Source organism: Serratia sp. ID 25-353 (genome assembly GCF_054792795.1).
On the sequence record NZ_CM139236.1, the window covers coordinates 2,158,553 to 2,174,167 of the forward strand.

Sequence of the window (15,615 nt, forward strand, 5' to 3'; positions counted from 1 at the left end):
TGCACGGAGTCATTGAATTAATGCAGTGTCACCTGTTTCGGCTCAATCGAGTGGATCTGTACTTTGATCACTTCGCTGACCGGGTCTTCAGGACACTGCTCGACAAAATAGTTGAGGTCGGAAATCGCGATATGGTTGCACTCCAGCTGGGCGTAAATCAGCCCGCGGTCGCGGATCTCGTACGGGTCTTCCGGATCGAAGCACAGCACCGTTTCGCTGGTGCGCAGCGCCATTTCCAGCTGTTTTTCTTCCATCAGGGCGGCCTTCAGCGTATCGAGCATCTTGCGCACCACCATGATGTTCTCCGACTCATCGAGATCGTCGTCTTCCAGCTCGGCGCCCAGCCCCAGATTGCCCTTGATCCACACTTCCAGCTGGTGTTCGCTCAGAGTTTCGCCGTTCAGCGGGTTGATCAGCCACAGCTCTTCGTCCAGCCAGTCGGCGCGCAGGATCAGCTGAGTGGGGAAAATCACCGGCAACAGCGGCAGATCCAGCGCGTTGGCGATGTGCAGGAAAATGGTGCCCAGCGAGACCGGCGTGCCCTGCCGCCCTTCCAGCACCTTGTCCAGCCAGATGGCGTCCGACAGGCGGTAAACGCCGCTGGCGCCGCCGAATCCCCAGGTCTTGTAGAACAGCTCGATGAGCGCATCCAGTTGCTGCTCCTGAGTGATATCGACCGGCACCGCCGCGCGCGCTTCGTCTACCAGCTGTTGCAGCTTGCGCTCCACGTCGGCAGCGGGAAAATCGCGCCGCACCGACTGCGACACCAGGATCACCCCTTCGCTCAGCGGCGAGGCGTTAAATTCAAAATCAGCAATGCTACTCATAGGTATCCCATCAGAAACGGTATTTTCGTCGTGGCAAGTTTAATTATCAGATACAGACAGCCCAACGCCAGCACGAACGCCACGGTTCGCAGCCGCTGACTTTTGGTCTTCTTGCCCAATGCGACGTAGCCAAGCAGGATATAGATAATAACGCCAAACAGCTTCTCGGTCAGCCATGAGTCCATACCCAGCAGCGGATAAAACCCGAACGTCACCACCAGCGCGATGCCGCTGACGAACAGCAGCGTGTCGTTCAGGTGCGGCGCGACCTTGACCCAGCGGCGGCCCATGATCGGCGAGCGGCGCCACTGCCAGTAGAAACGCAGCACAAACAAGGTAATACTGATGGCGACCGTCAGCAAATGGAAATGTTTCAACGCGGTGTATGCAGTCATGATGCTCCCTTAAATGGCCCGGGCGTCGTTATTATGAGGGGCGCTTATCCCGGCCATTGGCCGAGCGTCACGCGGTCGTTGTCGCCGTAATCACGGTGGGTGGCGACAGCGGAAAATCCGGCGGCCTGCAGCAACGCGCGCACGCTCTCGCCCTGCTGCCAGCCATGTTCCAACAGCAGCCAACCCTGGGGCTGCAAATGGTGCGGCGCCTGGCGCACGATGGCGGCCAGATCCGCCAGCCCATGATCGGCGGCGACCAGCGCGCTGCCCGGCTCGAAGCGCACGTCACCCTGCGACAAATGCGGATCGGCGGCGTCGATATAGGGCGGATTGCTGGCGATCAGCGCGAAGCGTTGCCCCGCCACCGGCGCAAACCAGCTGCCCTGTAAAAATCGGACGTTGTCGATATTCAGCTTGCGCGCATTGTGCTGCGCCAGCGCGACCGCCTCCGGCTGCACATCGACGCCGATCGCTGAACAATCCGGGCGCTCGCTGGCCAGCGCCAGCGCGATGGCGCCGGTGCCGGTGCCGAGGTCGAGGAAGTGGCAGGGTTGCGGCGGCAGACGCGCCAGCGCCAGTTCCACCAGGCATTCGGTATCCGGGCGTGGGATTAGCGTTGCGGGCGAGACCGACAGCGGCAGCGACCAAAACTCGCGCTCACCCACCAGATAGGCCACCGGCTCACCGCGTTCGCGGCGCGCCAGCAGCGTCTCCAGCTGCTGTTGCTGCGGCGGCGTCAGCAGGGTTTCCCCGAACGCCATCAGGAAGGTTCTGGCCTTGCCGGTCACGAAACCCAACAGGATTTCCGCGTCGCGCCGGGCGCTGTCGCTGTGGGTCAAACGCGCGGCGGCGGCTTTCAGCCAGTGTTGATAGTCCATCACTCTTGCTCGGCGGACAGCGCAGCCAGCTGATCGGCCTGATACTCCTGCACGATCGGCTGGATCAGCATGTCCAGTTTGCCTTCCATCACCTCGTCCAGGCGGTAGAGCGTCAGGTTGATGCGGTGGTCGGTCACCCGCCCCTGCGGGAAGTTGTAGGTGCGGTTACGGTCAGAACGATCGCCGCTGCCCAGCAGGTTGCGGCGAGTGGACGCCTCGGCCTGCTGGCGTTTGGCCATCTCGGCGGCGCGAATGCGCGCGCCCAGCACCGACATCGCCTTGGCTTTGTTTTTGTGCTGTGAACGTTCGTCCTGGCACTCCACCACGATGCCGGTCGGCAGGTGGGTGATGCGGATCGCCGAGTCGGTGGTGTTAACGTGCTGGCCGCCGGCGCCGGAGGAGCGGAAGGTGTCGATTTTCAGATCGCCCGGGTTGATGTCCGGCAGCTCGGCTTCCGGCACTTCCGGCATCACCGCCACGGTGCAGGCGGAGGTGTGGATGCGCCCCTGGGATTCGGTTTCCGGCACGCGCTGCACGCGGTGGCCGCCGGATTCAAACTTCAGCTGACCGTATACACCGTCGCCGGAGACTTTGGCGATCACTTCTTTAAAGCCGCCGTGCTCGCCTTCGTTGGCGCTCATCACCTCGACCCGCCAGCGGCGGCTTTCCGCATAGCGGCTGTACATGCGGAACAGATCGCCGGCGAAGATCGCCGCCTCATCGCCGCCGGTGCCGGCGCGCACTTCGAGGAAGCAGCTGCGCTCATCGTCCGGATCTTTCGGCAGCAGCAACACCTGCAGCTGCTGCTCCAGTTCTTCGCTGGCCGCCCGCGCCTGTTTCAGCTCGTCCTGCGCCATCTCGCGCATTTCCGGATCGTCCAGCATCATTTCCGCCGTCTCCAGATCCTCCTGCACCTGACGCCATTCCAGGAAGCAGCGGCTGACGTCGGTCAGCTGCGCGTATTCTCGCGACAGCGCGCGGAACCGGTCTTGGTCGGCGATGACGCCGGCATCGCCGAGCAGCGCCTGCACTTCTTCATGGCGCTCTTGTAACGCTTCCAGTTTGGCAACAATAGAAGGCTTCATGCGTGGTAATAAACCCTGTTAATAGAGAAAACTAATGCTGATCCAGCCCGAGGCTGTCGCGTAATAACTGCAACCGCTCCACGTCGCCGTCGCCGGCGGCCTGCTGGAGGGATTTGGTGGGGGCATGAATAAGACGGTTGGTCAGTTTATGGGCCAGCTCGTGAATAACCTGCTCCACGTTGGCGCCCTGCGCGATAGCGGCCAGCGCTTTGGCCTCCATCTCTGCGCGAATTTGGTCGGCCTGCGAACGGTAGTCGCGGATGGTTTCCACCGCGCCCTGCGAGCGCAACCAGGCCATGAAGTTGGTGCTTTCCTGCTGCACGATCGACTCCGCCTGCACCGCCGCCGCTTTGCGCTGCGCCAGGTTGCTTTGAATGATGGCGTGCAGATCGTCCACGCTGTACAGATAGGCGTTGGCCAGTTTGCCGACCTCCGGCTCGATGTCGCGCGGTACGGCGATATCCACCAGCAGCATCGGCTGGTTGCGGCGCGCCTTCAGCGCACGCTCCACCATCCCCTTGCCGATGATCGGCAGCGGGCTGGCGGTGGAGCTGATGATGATGTCGGCGTCCGCCAGGCGTTCGTCGATCTCCGGCAGGGTGATCACTTCCGCGCCGACCTCGTCCGCCAGCAGCTGTGCGCGCTCGCGGGTGCGGTTGGCGATGATCATGTGCCGCACTTTGTGTTCGCGCAGGTGACGCGCCACCAGCTCGATGGTTTCACCGGCGCCCACCAGCAAGACGTTGAGATCGGCCAGCGATTCGAAGATCTGGCGCGCCAGGGTACAGGCGGCGAAGGCCACGGAGACCGCGCTGGCGCCGATGTCGGTTTCGGTACGCACACGCTTGGCGACGGAGAAGGATTTCTGGAACAGCCGCTCCAGCTCGCCGGACAGCGACTGGCCGCGTTGAGACTCGGCGAAGGCCTTTTTCACCTGGCCGAGGATCTGCGGTTCACCCAGTACCAGTGAATCCAACCCGCTGGCCACGCGCATCAGATGGCTGACCGCGTCGTTGCCCTGATGCCAGTAAAGGCTTTTCTTCACCTCTTCCGGGCGCAGGTTGTGGTAGGCGCACAGCCAGGCGACCAGTTGTTCGTGCATGTGTTCCTGCTGCTCTACGCTGAGGTACAGCTCGGTGCGGTTGCAGGTGGACAACACGACGCCGCCCTGCACCAACGGTTGTTGGAGCAAGCTGGTCAACGCCTCATCGATGGACTCTGGCGAGAAGGTCACCCTTTCACGCAGAGAAACCGGAGCGGTTTTGTGATTTATACCTAACGCCAGCAGGGTCATTGCTTCGAGTAATACTTATCTTGGTACGGGTTCTCGTTGAACGGCATTCTACTTGATGCGCGGGATCAATAAAAGTAACAACCGCATCTTCCGTTCAATCGTTGCCATCAATGAAATCAATCAATGAAAATCAATAAATTCATAACGTTGTCAGAATAGCGAACGCTTTACGTTCGCTGATCGTCTGGGGACGCCGCGCGAATTGCAGACAGAACGGCACGTCATAGCCAAATTATGAACTAAAAACTCCGCTGTGCGGGATTAAAAATACGTTCGACAGGGCGACAGTCGAGCCCCCAGCACAGCGGCCCGACGCACGTCGTGGATTACTCAGTTCTCCTGACCATTCGCAACCCGATGATTTTGTTATACACGCGCTTCGAGAAGCTGATGGAAAAATCATCTACCGGCACCACAAACCGCGCGAGCAGCAAAGTGGCGGCGATCGCGATAGCCGAAACGCTCAGCATACTGGCGACGGACGCCGTCGCAAAGCCTTGGGTCAAATAGATCGTCAAAATGATCACGGGAATGTGGATGATATAAATGGGGAACGAGAGCTTACCCAAATAAACCAACCCCTTATTTTCCAACATCCGACTAAGAGAATGGCTGGTCAACACGCCGTAGACAATAAATATGCCTGAGAGAAAATTGAGGAACATATACGAACGATAGCCAAGGAATTTGGTTACCCAACTATAGCTTACGCTATCGTTGTGGACGCCGGCAAAATACAACCCAATGATAAGGAGCACAAGACCAACGTAATTATTCTTATAGGTAATATTAAAGGCCGAGTAAACAAATCCAAAGAAGAAACATATCATCCCTAATGCAATGGGGATACTAAAAGGTACTATAGCCAATGATGCCAGCAGGAACAGAGACAATGATTGCCACTTGCTTCTTTTGTAAACGATGCAGGCCATATAGATGAATAATGAGCCAATTAACTCAATTTTCATCGTCCAAAGCACGGGGTTATATATATCCATCCCAAACGGAACCACCGATGAAAGATCCCAGAGCACCATAGGTAAATGCACCAATCAAAGAGGGGTCACTGATGAGGAAAGGATCGAGCCATGCCGACACACCGGGAAACTCTCGCGTCCCCTCAGAGATAAACAACAAAACCAGAAGCATCAATAAACAAGAAAACGTAGCCGGAATGGCCAGCCTGAAATATCGCGTAAAGGAAGTTATCAAATAATATTCATCACTTTTCTTTTCGATACTTCGCGACAGCACGATTCCGCTCATGACAAAGAAAACGAACACCGCCGAACTGCCAGAATAAAAGAAACCAAAAAAAGAATCATGCAAGTATTTTTGAACAGGATAAGCGTCAGGAATCGCCCCACCAGAAAAATTATGCAGATATATAAAATAAATCAATGATAAATGGGAAAGTACAACCGCCAGACTGGCAATTCCCCTGACAGAATCAAGACATTTAAGCTTTGCGGCCTTCTGGCTGGGTAATGTATTCACAAAAGAGTCTCTATGATGCACTAAAGGTTTAAAATGGTAGCATTTTTTTAGTATTTTGCAATCAGTTACCCATTCACACACCCTGTTAAAAAGGTGAGATTTCTAACGGCCCCCACCCACCTTTTCTGTCATTTTCTGCTTTAGAAAGACGACGTTAGTAAGAGATAGGTAAATACTGCCTTCTTCTGCAGTCTGCTCGCATCACGATGCATACTCGCCAGTTATCAACGCTATATGAAATTTCAGAATATCCCCAATACCCCGCGAGCCAATGCCCATGTCTCAGATATCGTTCGGAAATAGCTCAATATATGCAGCATTGTGAAAGTTAAACTGCGGGTCTGGCGTTATCCTAACAACATTACGTATCCTTACTAGTCTTAGTAGACATTGACGCGCCGCCGCCGCCCCGTTAGCGTGAGCGCTGAATCCGGGTTTCGTCGCGCATGCCCGCAAGGACAAAAGGACAAGAGAAAGTTATGCCAATACGCAAAGTTAGTTTGCTCCGTCTGATCCCGCTGGCCAGCCTGGTGCTGGCCGCCTGTACCACCACCAAGCCGACCGGCCCGGCCACCAGCCCGACCTCACCGCAGTGGCGCGCCCATGAGCAGGCGGTGCAGCAGCTCAGCACCTATCAGACCCGCGGCTCCTTCGCCTACTTGTCTGATCAGAAAAAAGTCTACGCCCGCTTCTTCTGGCAGCAGTTCTCGCCGGAGCGCTACCGTCTGCTGTTGACCAACCCGCTGGGCAGCACGGAAATGGATCTCAACGTGCAGAAAAACGTGGTGCAGTTGACCGACAACCAGGGAAAACGCTACGTCAGCGACAATCCGGAAGAGATGATCCGCAAACTGACCGGCATGGCGATCCCGCTGAACAACCTGCGCCAATGGATGCTCGGCCTGCCGGGCGAAGCCAGCGATTTTGCGTTGGATGACCGATATCGCCTGAGCAAGCTGACCTACCAGCAAGGCGGACAGACCTGGAAAGTGGATTACCAGGGCTACAGCAACGAGGTGCAGCCGACGCTGCCGAACCGCCTGGAGCTGCAGCAGGGCGACCAGCGCATCAAGCTGAAAATGGACAACTGGACGCTCAAATGATCCGCCAGTGGCCCTCCCCCGCGAAACTCAACCTGTTTCTGTACATCACCGGCCGTCGTGAAGACGGCTATCACCTGCTGCAGACGCTGTTCCAGTTTTTGGACTACGGCGACACCCTGACCATTGACCCGCGCCAGGACGACCGCATTCATCTGCTGACGCCGGTCGACGGCGTGCCGGACGAGCAGAACCTGATCGTGCGCGCCGCCCGCTTGCTGCAGCGCTATTGCGATGTACGCGGCCTGCAGACCGCACCGCGCGGCGCCGACATCAGCATCGACAAGCGCCTGCCGATGGGCGGCGGCTTGGGCGGTGGCTCCTCCAACGCCGCCACCGTGCTGGTGGCGCTCAACGAACTGTGGCGCTGCGGTCTTGGCGACGACCAACTGGCCGAGCTGGGGCTCAGCCTCGGCGCCGACGTGCCGGTGTTCGTGCGCGGCCACGCCGCCTTCGCCGAAGGCATCGGCGAGCGCCTGCAGCCGGCCGAGCCGCAGGAAAAGTGGTATCTGGTGGCGCATCCCGGCGTCGGCATCCCAACGCCGGTTATCTTCGGCGACCCCGAGTTGAAAAGAGACACCCCGGTTCGCTCCTTAAGTGAGCTGTTGCAGGCACCGTACGCAAATGATTGCGAACCGATCGCAAGAAAACGTTTTCGCGAGGTTGAACAGCTTCTTTCATGGCTGTTAGAATACGCCCCGTCACGCCTGACTGGCACAGGTGCTTGTGTGTTTGCTGAATTCGACACAGAAATCGCCGCCCGTCAGGTGTTAAATCAAGCCCCGGAGTGGTTGTGTGGTTTTGTAGCGCGCGGCGTTAACGTCTCCCCACTACATCGCATTCGTTCCGGGCGGTTTGAGTCGTAGCTCAACGTTTCGCTGCGCAGGGTCATGCACACCTGGCCCTGTTATCCCTGCGCTGCCTGCGGTCTCAATTTTAGTTTTACATACCCGTATGTATATTGCGCCGGCGTCGCCGACTGCCCCTTGGCGATGCCGTATGACAATATCTTCTCTGGACGCAAGCCTGAGGTTCTTCTCGTGCCTGATATGAAGCTTTTTGCTGGTAACGCCACCCCGGAACTAGCACAACGTATTGCCAACCGTTTGTACACCAGCCTTGGTGACGCCGCTGTAGGTCGTTTTAGCGACGGCGAAGTGAGCGTGCAAATCAACGAAAATGTACGCGGCGGTGATATTTTCATCATCCAGTCCACCTGTGCTCCGACCAACGACAACCTGATGGAACTGGTTGTGATGGTCGACGCCCTGCGTCGCGCCTCCGCAGGTCGTATTACCGCCGTTATCCCTTACTTCGGCTATGCCCGCCAGGATCGCCGTGTGCGTTCCGCGCGTGTGCCGATCACCGCCAAGGTGGTTGCCGATTTCCTCTCCAGCGTAGGGGTTGACCGCGTTCTGACGGTGGATCTGCATGCTGAGCAGATTCAAGGCTTCTTCGACGTACCGGTAGACAACGTGTTCGGCAGCCCGATCCTGCTGGAAGACATGCTGCAGCAGAACCTGGAAAACCCGATCGTGGTTTCCCCGGACATCGGCGGCGTAGTGCGTGCCCGCGCCATCGCCAAACTGCTGAACGACACCGACATGGCCATCATCGACAAACGCCGCCCGCGCGCGAACGTTTCTCAGGTGATGCACATCATCGGTGACGTGGCAGGCCGCGACTGCGTGCTGGTCGACGACATGATCGACACCGGCGGTACCTTGTGTAAAGCGGCTGAAGCGTTGAAAGAACGCGGTGCCAAGCGCGTATTCGCCTACGCGACGCACCCGATCTTCTCCGGCAACGCCGTGGACAACATCAAGAACTCGGTGATTGATGAAGTGATCGTCTGCGACACCATTCCGCTGTCGCCGGAAATCAAGGCACTGAAAAACGTTCGCACTCTGACCCTGTCCGGCATGCTGGCTGAAGCCATCCGCCGCATCAGCAACGAAGAGTCGATCTCTGCGATGTTCGAGCATTGATTCGTCGTCTTTCCGGTGCGGCGCCCACCATGCCGGAAAGATAGCGAGCCCGACAGCAGAAAAAGAAAAACCCGTTGGTGCGTGAGCAACAACGGGTTTTCTACTCGTAGTCCAACATGACCTCAAACCTTAATGCACGGCAGATATTCCCTTGCCCTGCTCCCGCTTCCCTTCTGATTTTTTAATCAATGCGACGAACGATGTTGGTCGTTGCGGCACCGTTTATCAAAGTGTTTTACCCACCAGTAGCGATCCGCCACCTGCTCGCGGCCGCCGATACGCGCGCCCACCAGCCACAACAGCGCGCCGACGAAGATACTCATGATGGCGCCGTGGGCGAAAAATTGCGGTAAATTGAACTGGGATACTTCAGCAATAATGGAGTATCCGACGCCGCCGATCATCACGACCAACCCCAGCCCCATAAAAAAGTTGCCCATTCTGTCCGCGCTTCTACGTTTCATATGCCACCTCCATGATTGCCATGTGCCAACCGGGATAACGCTGCAACTTGTTAACCCACTTTGATAAGTTAAGTATAGTCCTTGTTGCGGCAAGGGGATTGCGGAGGCGATCACAAATGGTAAAGAATTATTGACACTTCTTAACACGCCGCTGAAAATTAGCGGACAAATTGAATTATTCAGCTAATGAATCATTCGTCTTTCTTACCGAGGGCGACGGCGGAGATCGGGTTTTGTCATTCGCCGCCCCGGCAGGTAAACTAACGCCCTTTCCATTACCCTGATCATAGCGAATCTCCCAGTGAGCAGTATTAAATTGATAGTCGGCCTGGCCAACCCGGGCGCGGAATACGCCCAGACGCGCCACAACGCCGGCGCCTGGTACGTCGATCTGCTGGCCCAGCGCCACAATCAGCAGTTGAAAGAAGAGAGCAAGTTCTTCGGCTATACCGCCCGTTTGAACCTCGCGGGCAACGACGTGCGCCTGCTGGTGCCGACCACCTTCATGAACCTGAGCGGCAAAGCGGTGCTGGCGATGGCCAACTTCTACCGCATCGAACCGAACGAGATCCTGGTGGCGCACGACGAGCTGGATCTGCCGCCCGGCGTGGCCAAAATCAAGCTCGGCGGCGGCAACGGCGGCCACAACGGCCTGAAAGACATCCAGAACAAGTTCGGCAACAACCCGAACTTCTACCGCCTGCGCATCGGCATCGGCCATCCGGGTGACAAGAACAAGGTAGTGGGCTTCGTGCTCGGCAAACCGCCGGTCAGCGAGCAGAAGATGATTGACGAAGCGATCGACGAGTCGCTGCGCTGCACCGAGATGCTGATGAAGGACGGGCTGGAAAAAACCGTTCAGCGCCTGCACAGCTTCAAGGCGCAGGCCTGAACCTTGCCGCAGCGGGCGCCCTGCCCGCTGCCTGCTTCTAGCCGCGCGGGTTGAAGGTCTCCTCGCTCACGCGGCGGTCATCGGCGGCGAACCCCTCTTCCGCCACGTAATATTGCGGATCGTCCAGCTCATGGCTGCAGAACGGCCCGGCGCGCTTAAGTAAACGCACGCAGTCACCGCTCAGGTGGCGCAGGCGAATGCTTTTTCCCGCCGCCAGGTAACGCGCCGTCAGCTTATCGATCGCCTCTACGCCGCTGGAATCCATCACCCGGGTGCCGGCAAAATCCAGCACCACGTTCTGCGGATCGCTCTGCGGGTCGAACAGCTCGGCGAAAGCGGCGGCAGAGCCGAAGAACAGCGGGCCATCGAGCCGATACACCGCCACGTCGCTCGTTACCTGACGCTGACGCACGCGGATGCGCGCCTGCTGCCAAGCGAACACCAGCGCCGAGATAATCACCCCGCTGATCACCGCCACCGCCAGATCGGTAAAGATGGTGATCAGCGTGACGGCGACCATCACCAGCGCGTCCGCCTTCGGCATACGGCGCAAACGGCGCAGCGAACTCCACTCGAAGGTGTTGTAACACACCACCAGCATCACCCCGGCCAGCGCCGCCACCGGCAGCAGGCCGATATAGCGCGACAGGCTGACCACAAACAGAATCAGCAGGATGGCGCCCACCGTGCCGGAGAGGCGCCCGCGCCCGCCCGAGGTGAAGTTGATGATCGACTGGCCGATCATCGCGCAGCCGGCGAAGCAGCCGAACAGGCCGCATACCGCGTTACCGGCGCCCTGCGCGATGCTCTCGCGGTTGCCGTTCCCCTTCTTGCCGCCCATTTCATCCAGCACCGTCATGGTCAGCAGCGATTCAATCAAACCGACCAGGGCGATCACCACCGCATAGGGCAGCACCACCCGCACCATCTCCAGGGTAAACGGCGCCGTCGGCAGGCTGAAGTGCGGCAGCGCGCCGGAAATGTCCGCTAGATCGCCCACCCGCAGCGTGTGCAGATTGAGACCGATCGCCAACGCCGAAACCACCAGCAGCGCCGCCAGCGAAGACGGAATGGCTTTGGTCAGGCGCGGGAACAGCACCACCACCGCAATCGCCAGCGCCACCAGGCCGTACATCAGCGGCCCCTGCCCGGCGATCATCTTCAATTGCGCCAGCATGATGACGATCGCCAGACCATTGACGAAGCCGTGGATCGCCGGCAGCGGCACCAGACGAATGAACTTGCCCAACCGAAAGGCGCCGATCAGGATTTGGATCCCCCCGGCAAACAGCGTGGCCCACAGCACGTAGCCCATGCCGTACTGCGCCGCCAGGCTCATCAGCACCACCACAATGGAGCCGGCGGCGCCGGAAACCATGCCCGGCTTGCCGCCGAACAGCGCCGTGACCAGGCCGATAATAAACGCGGTATGCAAACCGACGATCGGCGAAAGACCGGCGACCAGCGAAAAGCCGACCGCCTCGGGGATCATCGAAACCGCCACCACAAAGCCCGCCAGGACTTCATTTTTAACGTCCGCGATCCTGACGTTACTCAGGTTAAACATGCATTATTCACTTATGACAGATGACATCATCTCCCCGCGTAGCGGGTATGGGGTACCGCAAGGCGCGGCAGACTGCAGGCGGGTACAGCTCAGGGTGGCGTAGGCAAGAAATACATCCGGTGCGGTTCCTGTCGGTTGAACGGAACAGCCAGTATGGGTAAATGTGATCCAAATCTCAATCAAAAACCGGTCGCCGGCGCAGCGCTCGCCCCGGCCAAACAAGTCTGATCGAGATAAACGCCCATTACGTGTATAATGGCGGCATTATTTTGCCCTTTATGCAGTCGATTAAATCTAACCGGCTGATAGTTAAGATATTTAAGGTGATTACAACATGGGATTCAAATGCGGTATCGTCGGCCTGCCCAACGTAGGCAAATCCACCCTGTTCAACGCGTTGACCAAAGCGGGCATTGAAGCAGCCAACTTCCCGTTCTGCACCATTGAACCGAACACCGGTGTGGTGCCGATGCCCGATCCGCGTCTGGATAAGCTGGCCGAGATCGTCAAGCCGCAGCGCATTCTGCCAACCACCATGGAATTCGTCGACATCGCCGGCCTGGTGAAAGGCGCGTCCAAGGGTGAAGGCCTGGGCAACCAGTTCCTGACCAACATCCGCGAAACCGAAGCCATCGGCCACGTGGTGCGCTGCTTCGAGAACGACAACATCATTCACGTCAACAACAAGGTCGATCCGGCCGAAGACATCGACGTGATCAACACCGAGCTGGCGCTGTCTGACCTGGACACCTGCGAGCGCGCTATCCACCGCGTGCAGAAGAAAGCCAAAGGCGGCGACAAAGACGCCAAAGCCGAGCTGGCGGCGCTGGAGAAATGCCTGCCGCACCTGGAAAACGCCGGCATGCTGCGCGCGCTGGATCTGAGCGACGAAGACAAAGCGGCGATCAAATACCTGAGCTTCCTGACCCTGAAGCCGACCATGTACATCGCCAACGTCAACGAAGACGGCTTCGAGAACAACCCGTACCTGGACACCGTGCGTAAAATCGCCGACGCCGAAGGCTCCGTGGTGGTTGCCGTATGCGCCGCCGTGGAATCCGACATCGCCGAGCTGGAAGACGAAGATCGCGACGAGTTCATGGCCGAACTGGGCCTGGAAGAGCCGGGCCTGAACCGCGTGATCCGCGCCGGTTATGAACTGCTGAACCTGCAGACCTACTTCACCGCCGGCGTGAAAGAAGTGCGCGCCTGGACCATCCCGGTCGGCGCCACCGCCCCGCAGGCGGCCGGCAAGATCCACACCGACTTCGAGAAAGGCTTTATCCGCGCGCAAACCATCGCCTTCGACGACTTCATCACCTACAAGGGTGAACAAGGCGCCAAAGAAGCCGGTAAAATGCGTTCCGAAGGTAAAGATTACATCGTCAAAGACGGCGACGTGATGAACTTCTTGTTCAACGTCTAATCCCTTCCCCGCAGCGTTTCTCTCAGCTGCCGGAAACGTAAAAATCCACGCTTCGGCGTGGATTTTTTATTTTCGGGAGGGAACGTGCCAGCGCTTAAAGCAATGCGGCATCATCCCAGCAGAAACCTTTATTTATTTAACCGCGGGAAAAGCGCGAGACCGTTATTCCGATTGAGGTTTACTTTCTGCGCATCGGTCAGGTTTGTCTCGGCGTCGAGAATATGATTAAACTTAGCGGCGACGGGCTCAGGCGCATAAGGATAATCGCTGCCGAACAGAATATTATTATGATTCGCAAACGCCAGTAGGCTGGAGAATGCATTAGGGCCGGAAGACAATGCGGTATCAAAATAAAAGCGCTTAAATTTACCGTCCAATTCCTGAGCTGACGGCCCATTTGGATTAAGTGACTCTGCCAGCAATGTAAAACGCAAAACGGCATAAGGCAAGAAACCGCCGGCATGCGAAAGAATAATTTTCACGTTAGGATAATTATCCATAACGCCGTTCAACACCATATGGACGGCATTGCGTGTAGTATCAAACGGATAATCAACCAAGGGACCAGGAACGCCATCCAGCAAATCCATGATGGGATGACCAGGGTGAATGAAAACAACGGCAGAGCGTTGGTTAAGCGCCGCCCAAAGCGGAGCCCACTTTTTATCACCTAAATAGACCCCTTCATAATTGGTTAATAACACCACGCCATCGGCTTTCAGCACATCCAGTGCATACTCAACTTCACGCACCGCCCCCTCAACGTCCGGCAACGGCACGGTCGCAAAGTGACCAAACCGCGTGGGGTATTTCGCCACCAGATCTGCCGTATATTCATTGACTTTCCTGGCCATATCGCGGCGAGCCTGACCTTCCCAGCCAACCACGCTTGGCGCGGTTAACGATAGGACGCTGGTCGCTATTTGCTGTTTGTCCATATAGCGAAGATGGTCGTCCGCCGTCCATTTTGGCAAGGTCCAGCCGGACGGATCGCCGCCGTGGTTCGGCAGCGCGCTGCCCCAAAAGGGCGGGACCAGGTGAGTATGAACGTCGATTCTGGCTAATGAATTCATTTAGCGCCTCCACTATGCATATATTTTATCGTTGAAATAGATAGCAACACGCTGAGTGTTGTTGACTAGCCCGCATTTCAGAAATAACCTACACTTTAACGTGAGCTCTATTAGAGGGTATTTTCATGGAAACCATATATCCAATTCATTTTTTTGAACGACTGATACAGGAATCTAATCCATGAATTTTCGCCATATCCAGGCATTCCTGGCCCTCGTTGAAGAAAAACATTTTGGCAAAGCGGCCAAGCGCATTCATATTACGCAGTCGGCTTTCAGCATGCAGATAAAAGCGCTGGAAGAAGAGATTGGTGCACCACTCTTTATTCGCAACAACCGTAATGTCGAACTCACTGAGGTGGGAGAGGTATTTTTAAAAAACGCGCCGGATATTTATGAGAAAATAAAAATTACGCTTGACGAAACCAAAGCGGCGGCGAAAGGTGAGAATGGCAATGTGCGCATCGGATTTGTCGGCAATGCTGTGGCGGCAGGATTAGTCACCGCCGATATTCATCGATTTAAAGCAGAGCACCCCGGCGTTAACTTCCGCGCCAAAGAGCTGTCATACTGGAAACAAATCGATGAGATCGTCAACGGAAATATCGACGTCAGCTACTGCCCCAATCTGGATCTCAATATCCCACCGGAGCTCGGCTTTATACCCATAAAAAAATTTGACTGGGTCGTCGTGATTCAGGAAGACTCCGATCTGGCGAAAAAAGAGGCCTTGAAAAAGGAAGACCTCTCTGGGCGAGACTTTATCATCTACTCGGAAAACAGCGGAGACGATGGCCAGCTTCGTATCCTGAACGCCATTATTGAAGAAGACATCAAGGTAGCCTATCGGTTAGACAGCACATTAAGCGTGCTCGGCATGGTGGCCTCCGGCCTTGGCATCGCCATCGTTCCCTCTTCGCTATCCTCAATCAAACTGCCCAACATCACCTACAGGCCGATCCCCGCCGTCGATAACGCAACTGAGGTTTTTTTCATCTATCGTAAGGATGAAAAATCCGCCATCGTTAATGCATTCATATCAGATGTACAACACAGCCTATGATGCCTGCCGGGTTACCTTCGCAGCCCCCACGCGGTGATGCCGGTTTTGTTTAAGCGAAGATAAAAA

General features: G+C 56.9%; 16 protein-coding genes. 6 read left to right on the top strand and 10 right to left on the bottom strand.

From position 1 onward, the window contains the following. Positions 1-17 precede the first annotated feature (17 nt). The 7 genes from sirB1 to ACYF6X_RS10350 form a co-directional block, all read right to left on the bottom strand. Positions 18-827: an invasion regulator SirB1 gene (gene sirB1, locus ACYF6X_RS10320; protein WP_060424985.1), complete on the bottom strand. Its 810-nt coding sequence runs from the start codon at positions 825-827 to the stop codon at positions 18-20. After that, positions 824-1,225, bottom strand: a complete 402-nt coding sequence (locus ACYF6X_RS10325) for a SirB2 family protein (RefSeq protein ID WP_170913124.1) — start codon at positions 1,223-1,225, stop codon at positions 824-826. The genes sirB1 and ACYF6X_RS10325 overlap by 4 nt, the downstream gene beginning before the upstream one ends. A gap of 41 nt (positions 1,226-1,266) precedes the next feature. Next, on the bottom strand, positions 1,267-2,100 hold the full coding sequence (prmC, locus tag ACYF6X_RS10330; protein ID WP_107226936.1) for a peptide chain release factor N(5)-glutamine methyltransferase: 834 nt from the start codon (positions 2,098-2,100) through the stop codon (positions 1,267-1,269). Beyond that, on the bottom strand, positions 2,100-3,185 hold the full coding sequence (gene prfA / locus ACYF6X_RS10335; RefSeq protein WP_063989587.1) for a peptide chain release factor 1: 1,086 nt from the start codon (positions 3,183-3,185) through the stop codon (positions 2,100-2,102). The genes prmC and prfA overlap by 1 nt, the downstream gene beginning before the upstream one ends. Positions 3,186-3,216: 31 nt before the next feature. Next, positions 3,217-4,479, bottom strand: coding sequence for a glutamyl-tRNA reductase (hemA, locus tag ACYF6X_RS10340; protein WP_033638164.1), 1,263 nt, complete (start codon positions 4,477-4,479; stop codon positions 3,217-3,219). A 326-nt stretch (positions 4,480-4,805) separates the two neighbouring features. Next, a complete protein-coding gene (locus ACYF6X_RS10345) occupies positions 4,806-5,516 on the bottom strand; it encodes an acyltransferase family protein (RefSeq protein ID WP_406880127.1) in 711 nt (236 codons plus the stop codon). Next, entirely contained in the window at positions 5,464-5,976 is a 513-nt protein-coding gene (locus ACYF6X_RS10350; RefSeq protein ID WP_165384380.1) for an acyltransferase family protein, read from the bottom strand. Before ACYF6X_RS10350 ends, ACYF6X_RS10345 begins: the two co-directional genes overlap by 53 nt. A 479-nt stretch (positions 5,977-6,455) precedes the next feature. Between ACYF6X_RS10350 and lolB the strand changes: the two genes are divergently transcribed. The 3 genes from lolB to prs all read left to right on the top strand — a co-directional run bounded on the left by lolB (position 6,456) and on the right by prs (position 9,064). Further along, positions 6,456-7,079: a lipoprotein insertase outer membrane protein LolB gene (lolB, locus tag ACYF6X_RS10355; RefSeq protein ID WP_063989586.1), complete on the top strand. Its 624-nt coding sequence runs from the start codon at positions 6,456-6,458 to the stop codon at positions 7,077-7,079. Continuing rightward, the gene (ispE, locus tag ACYF6X_RS10360; RefSeq protein ID WP_063989585.1) at positions 7,076-7,942 is read left to right on the top strand and encodes a 4-(cytidine 5'-diphospho)-2-C-methyl-D-erythritol kinase; all 867 of its coding nucleotides are present in this window, start codon (positions 7,076-7,078) and stop codon (positions 7,940-7,942) included. Before lolB ends, ispE begins: the two co-directional genes overlap by 4 nt. A 174-nt stretch (positions 7,943-8,116) precedes the next feature. After that, entirely contained in the window at positions 8,117-9,064 is a 948-nt protein-coding gene (gene prs, locus ACYF6X_RS10365) for a ribose-phosphate diphosphokinase (protein ID WP_004941061.1), read from the top strand. Positions 9,065-9,249: 185 nt separating this feature from the next. Here the strand turns inward: prs and ychH are convergent, their stop codons facing one another. After that, on the bottom strand, positions 9,250-9,528 hold the full coding sequence (ychH, locus tag ACYF6X_RS10370) for a stress-induced protein YchH (protein ID WP_025302491.1): 279 nt from the start codon (positions 9,526-9,528) through the stop codon (positions 9,250-9,252). 301 nt (positions 9,529-9,829) lie between these two features. Here ychH and pth point away from each other — a divergent pair, with 301 nt between their 5' ends. Further along, positions 9,830-10,420, top strand: coding sequence for an aminoacyl-tRNA hydrolase (gene pth / locus ACYF6X_RS10375; RefSeq protein WP_063989584.1), 591 nt, complete (start codon positions 9,830-9,832; stop codon positions 10,418-10,420). Positions 10,421-10,457: 37 nt separating this feature from the next. Here the strand turns inward: pth and ACYF6X_RS10380 are convergent, their stop codons facing one another. Further along, entirely contained in the window at positions 10,458-11,987 is a 1,530-nt protein-coding gene (locus tag ACYF6X_RS10380; protein ID WP_107226939.1) for a SulP family inorganic anion transporter, read from the bottom strand. Positions 11,988-12,321: 334 nt separating this feature from the next. Between ACYF6X_RS10380 and ychF the strand changes: the two genes are divergently transcribed. Continuing rightward, on the top strand, positions 12,322-13,413 hold the full coding sequence (gene ychF, locus ACYF6X_RS10385; RefSeq protein ID WP_049211448.1) for a redox-regulated ATPase YchF: 1,092 nt from the start codon (positions 12,322-12,324) through the stop codon (positions 13,411-13,413). 128 nt (positions 13,414-13,541) lie between these two features. Here ychF and ACYF6X_RS10390 read toward each other — a convergent pair whose 3' ends face one another. Beyond that, entirely contained in the window at positions 13,542-14,486 is a 945-nt protein-coding gene (locus ACYF6X_RS10390) for an amidohydrolase family protein (protein WP_130017925.1), read from the bottom strand. A gap of 181 nt (positions 14,487-14,667) precedes the next feature. Between ACYF6X_RS10390 and ACYF6X_RS10395 the strand changes: the two genes are divergently transcribed. Beyond that, positions 14,668-15,549, top strand: coding sequence for a LysR family transcriptional regulator (locus tag ACYF6X_RS10395; protein ID WP_130017924.1), 882 nt, complete (start codon positions 14,668-14,670; stop codon positions 15,547-15,549). Positions 15,550-15,615 lie beyond the last annotated feature (66 nt).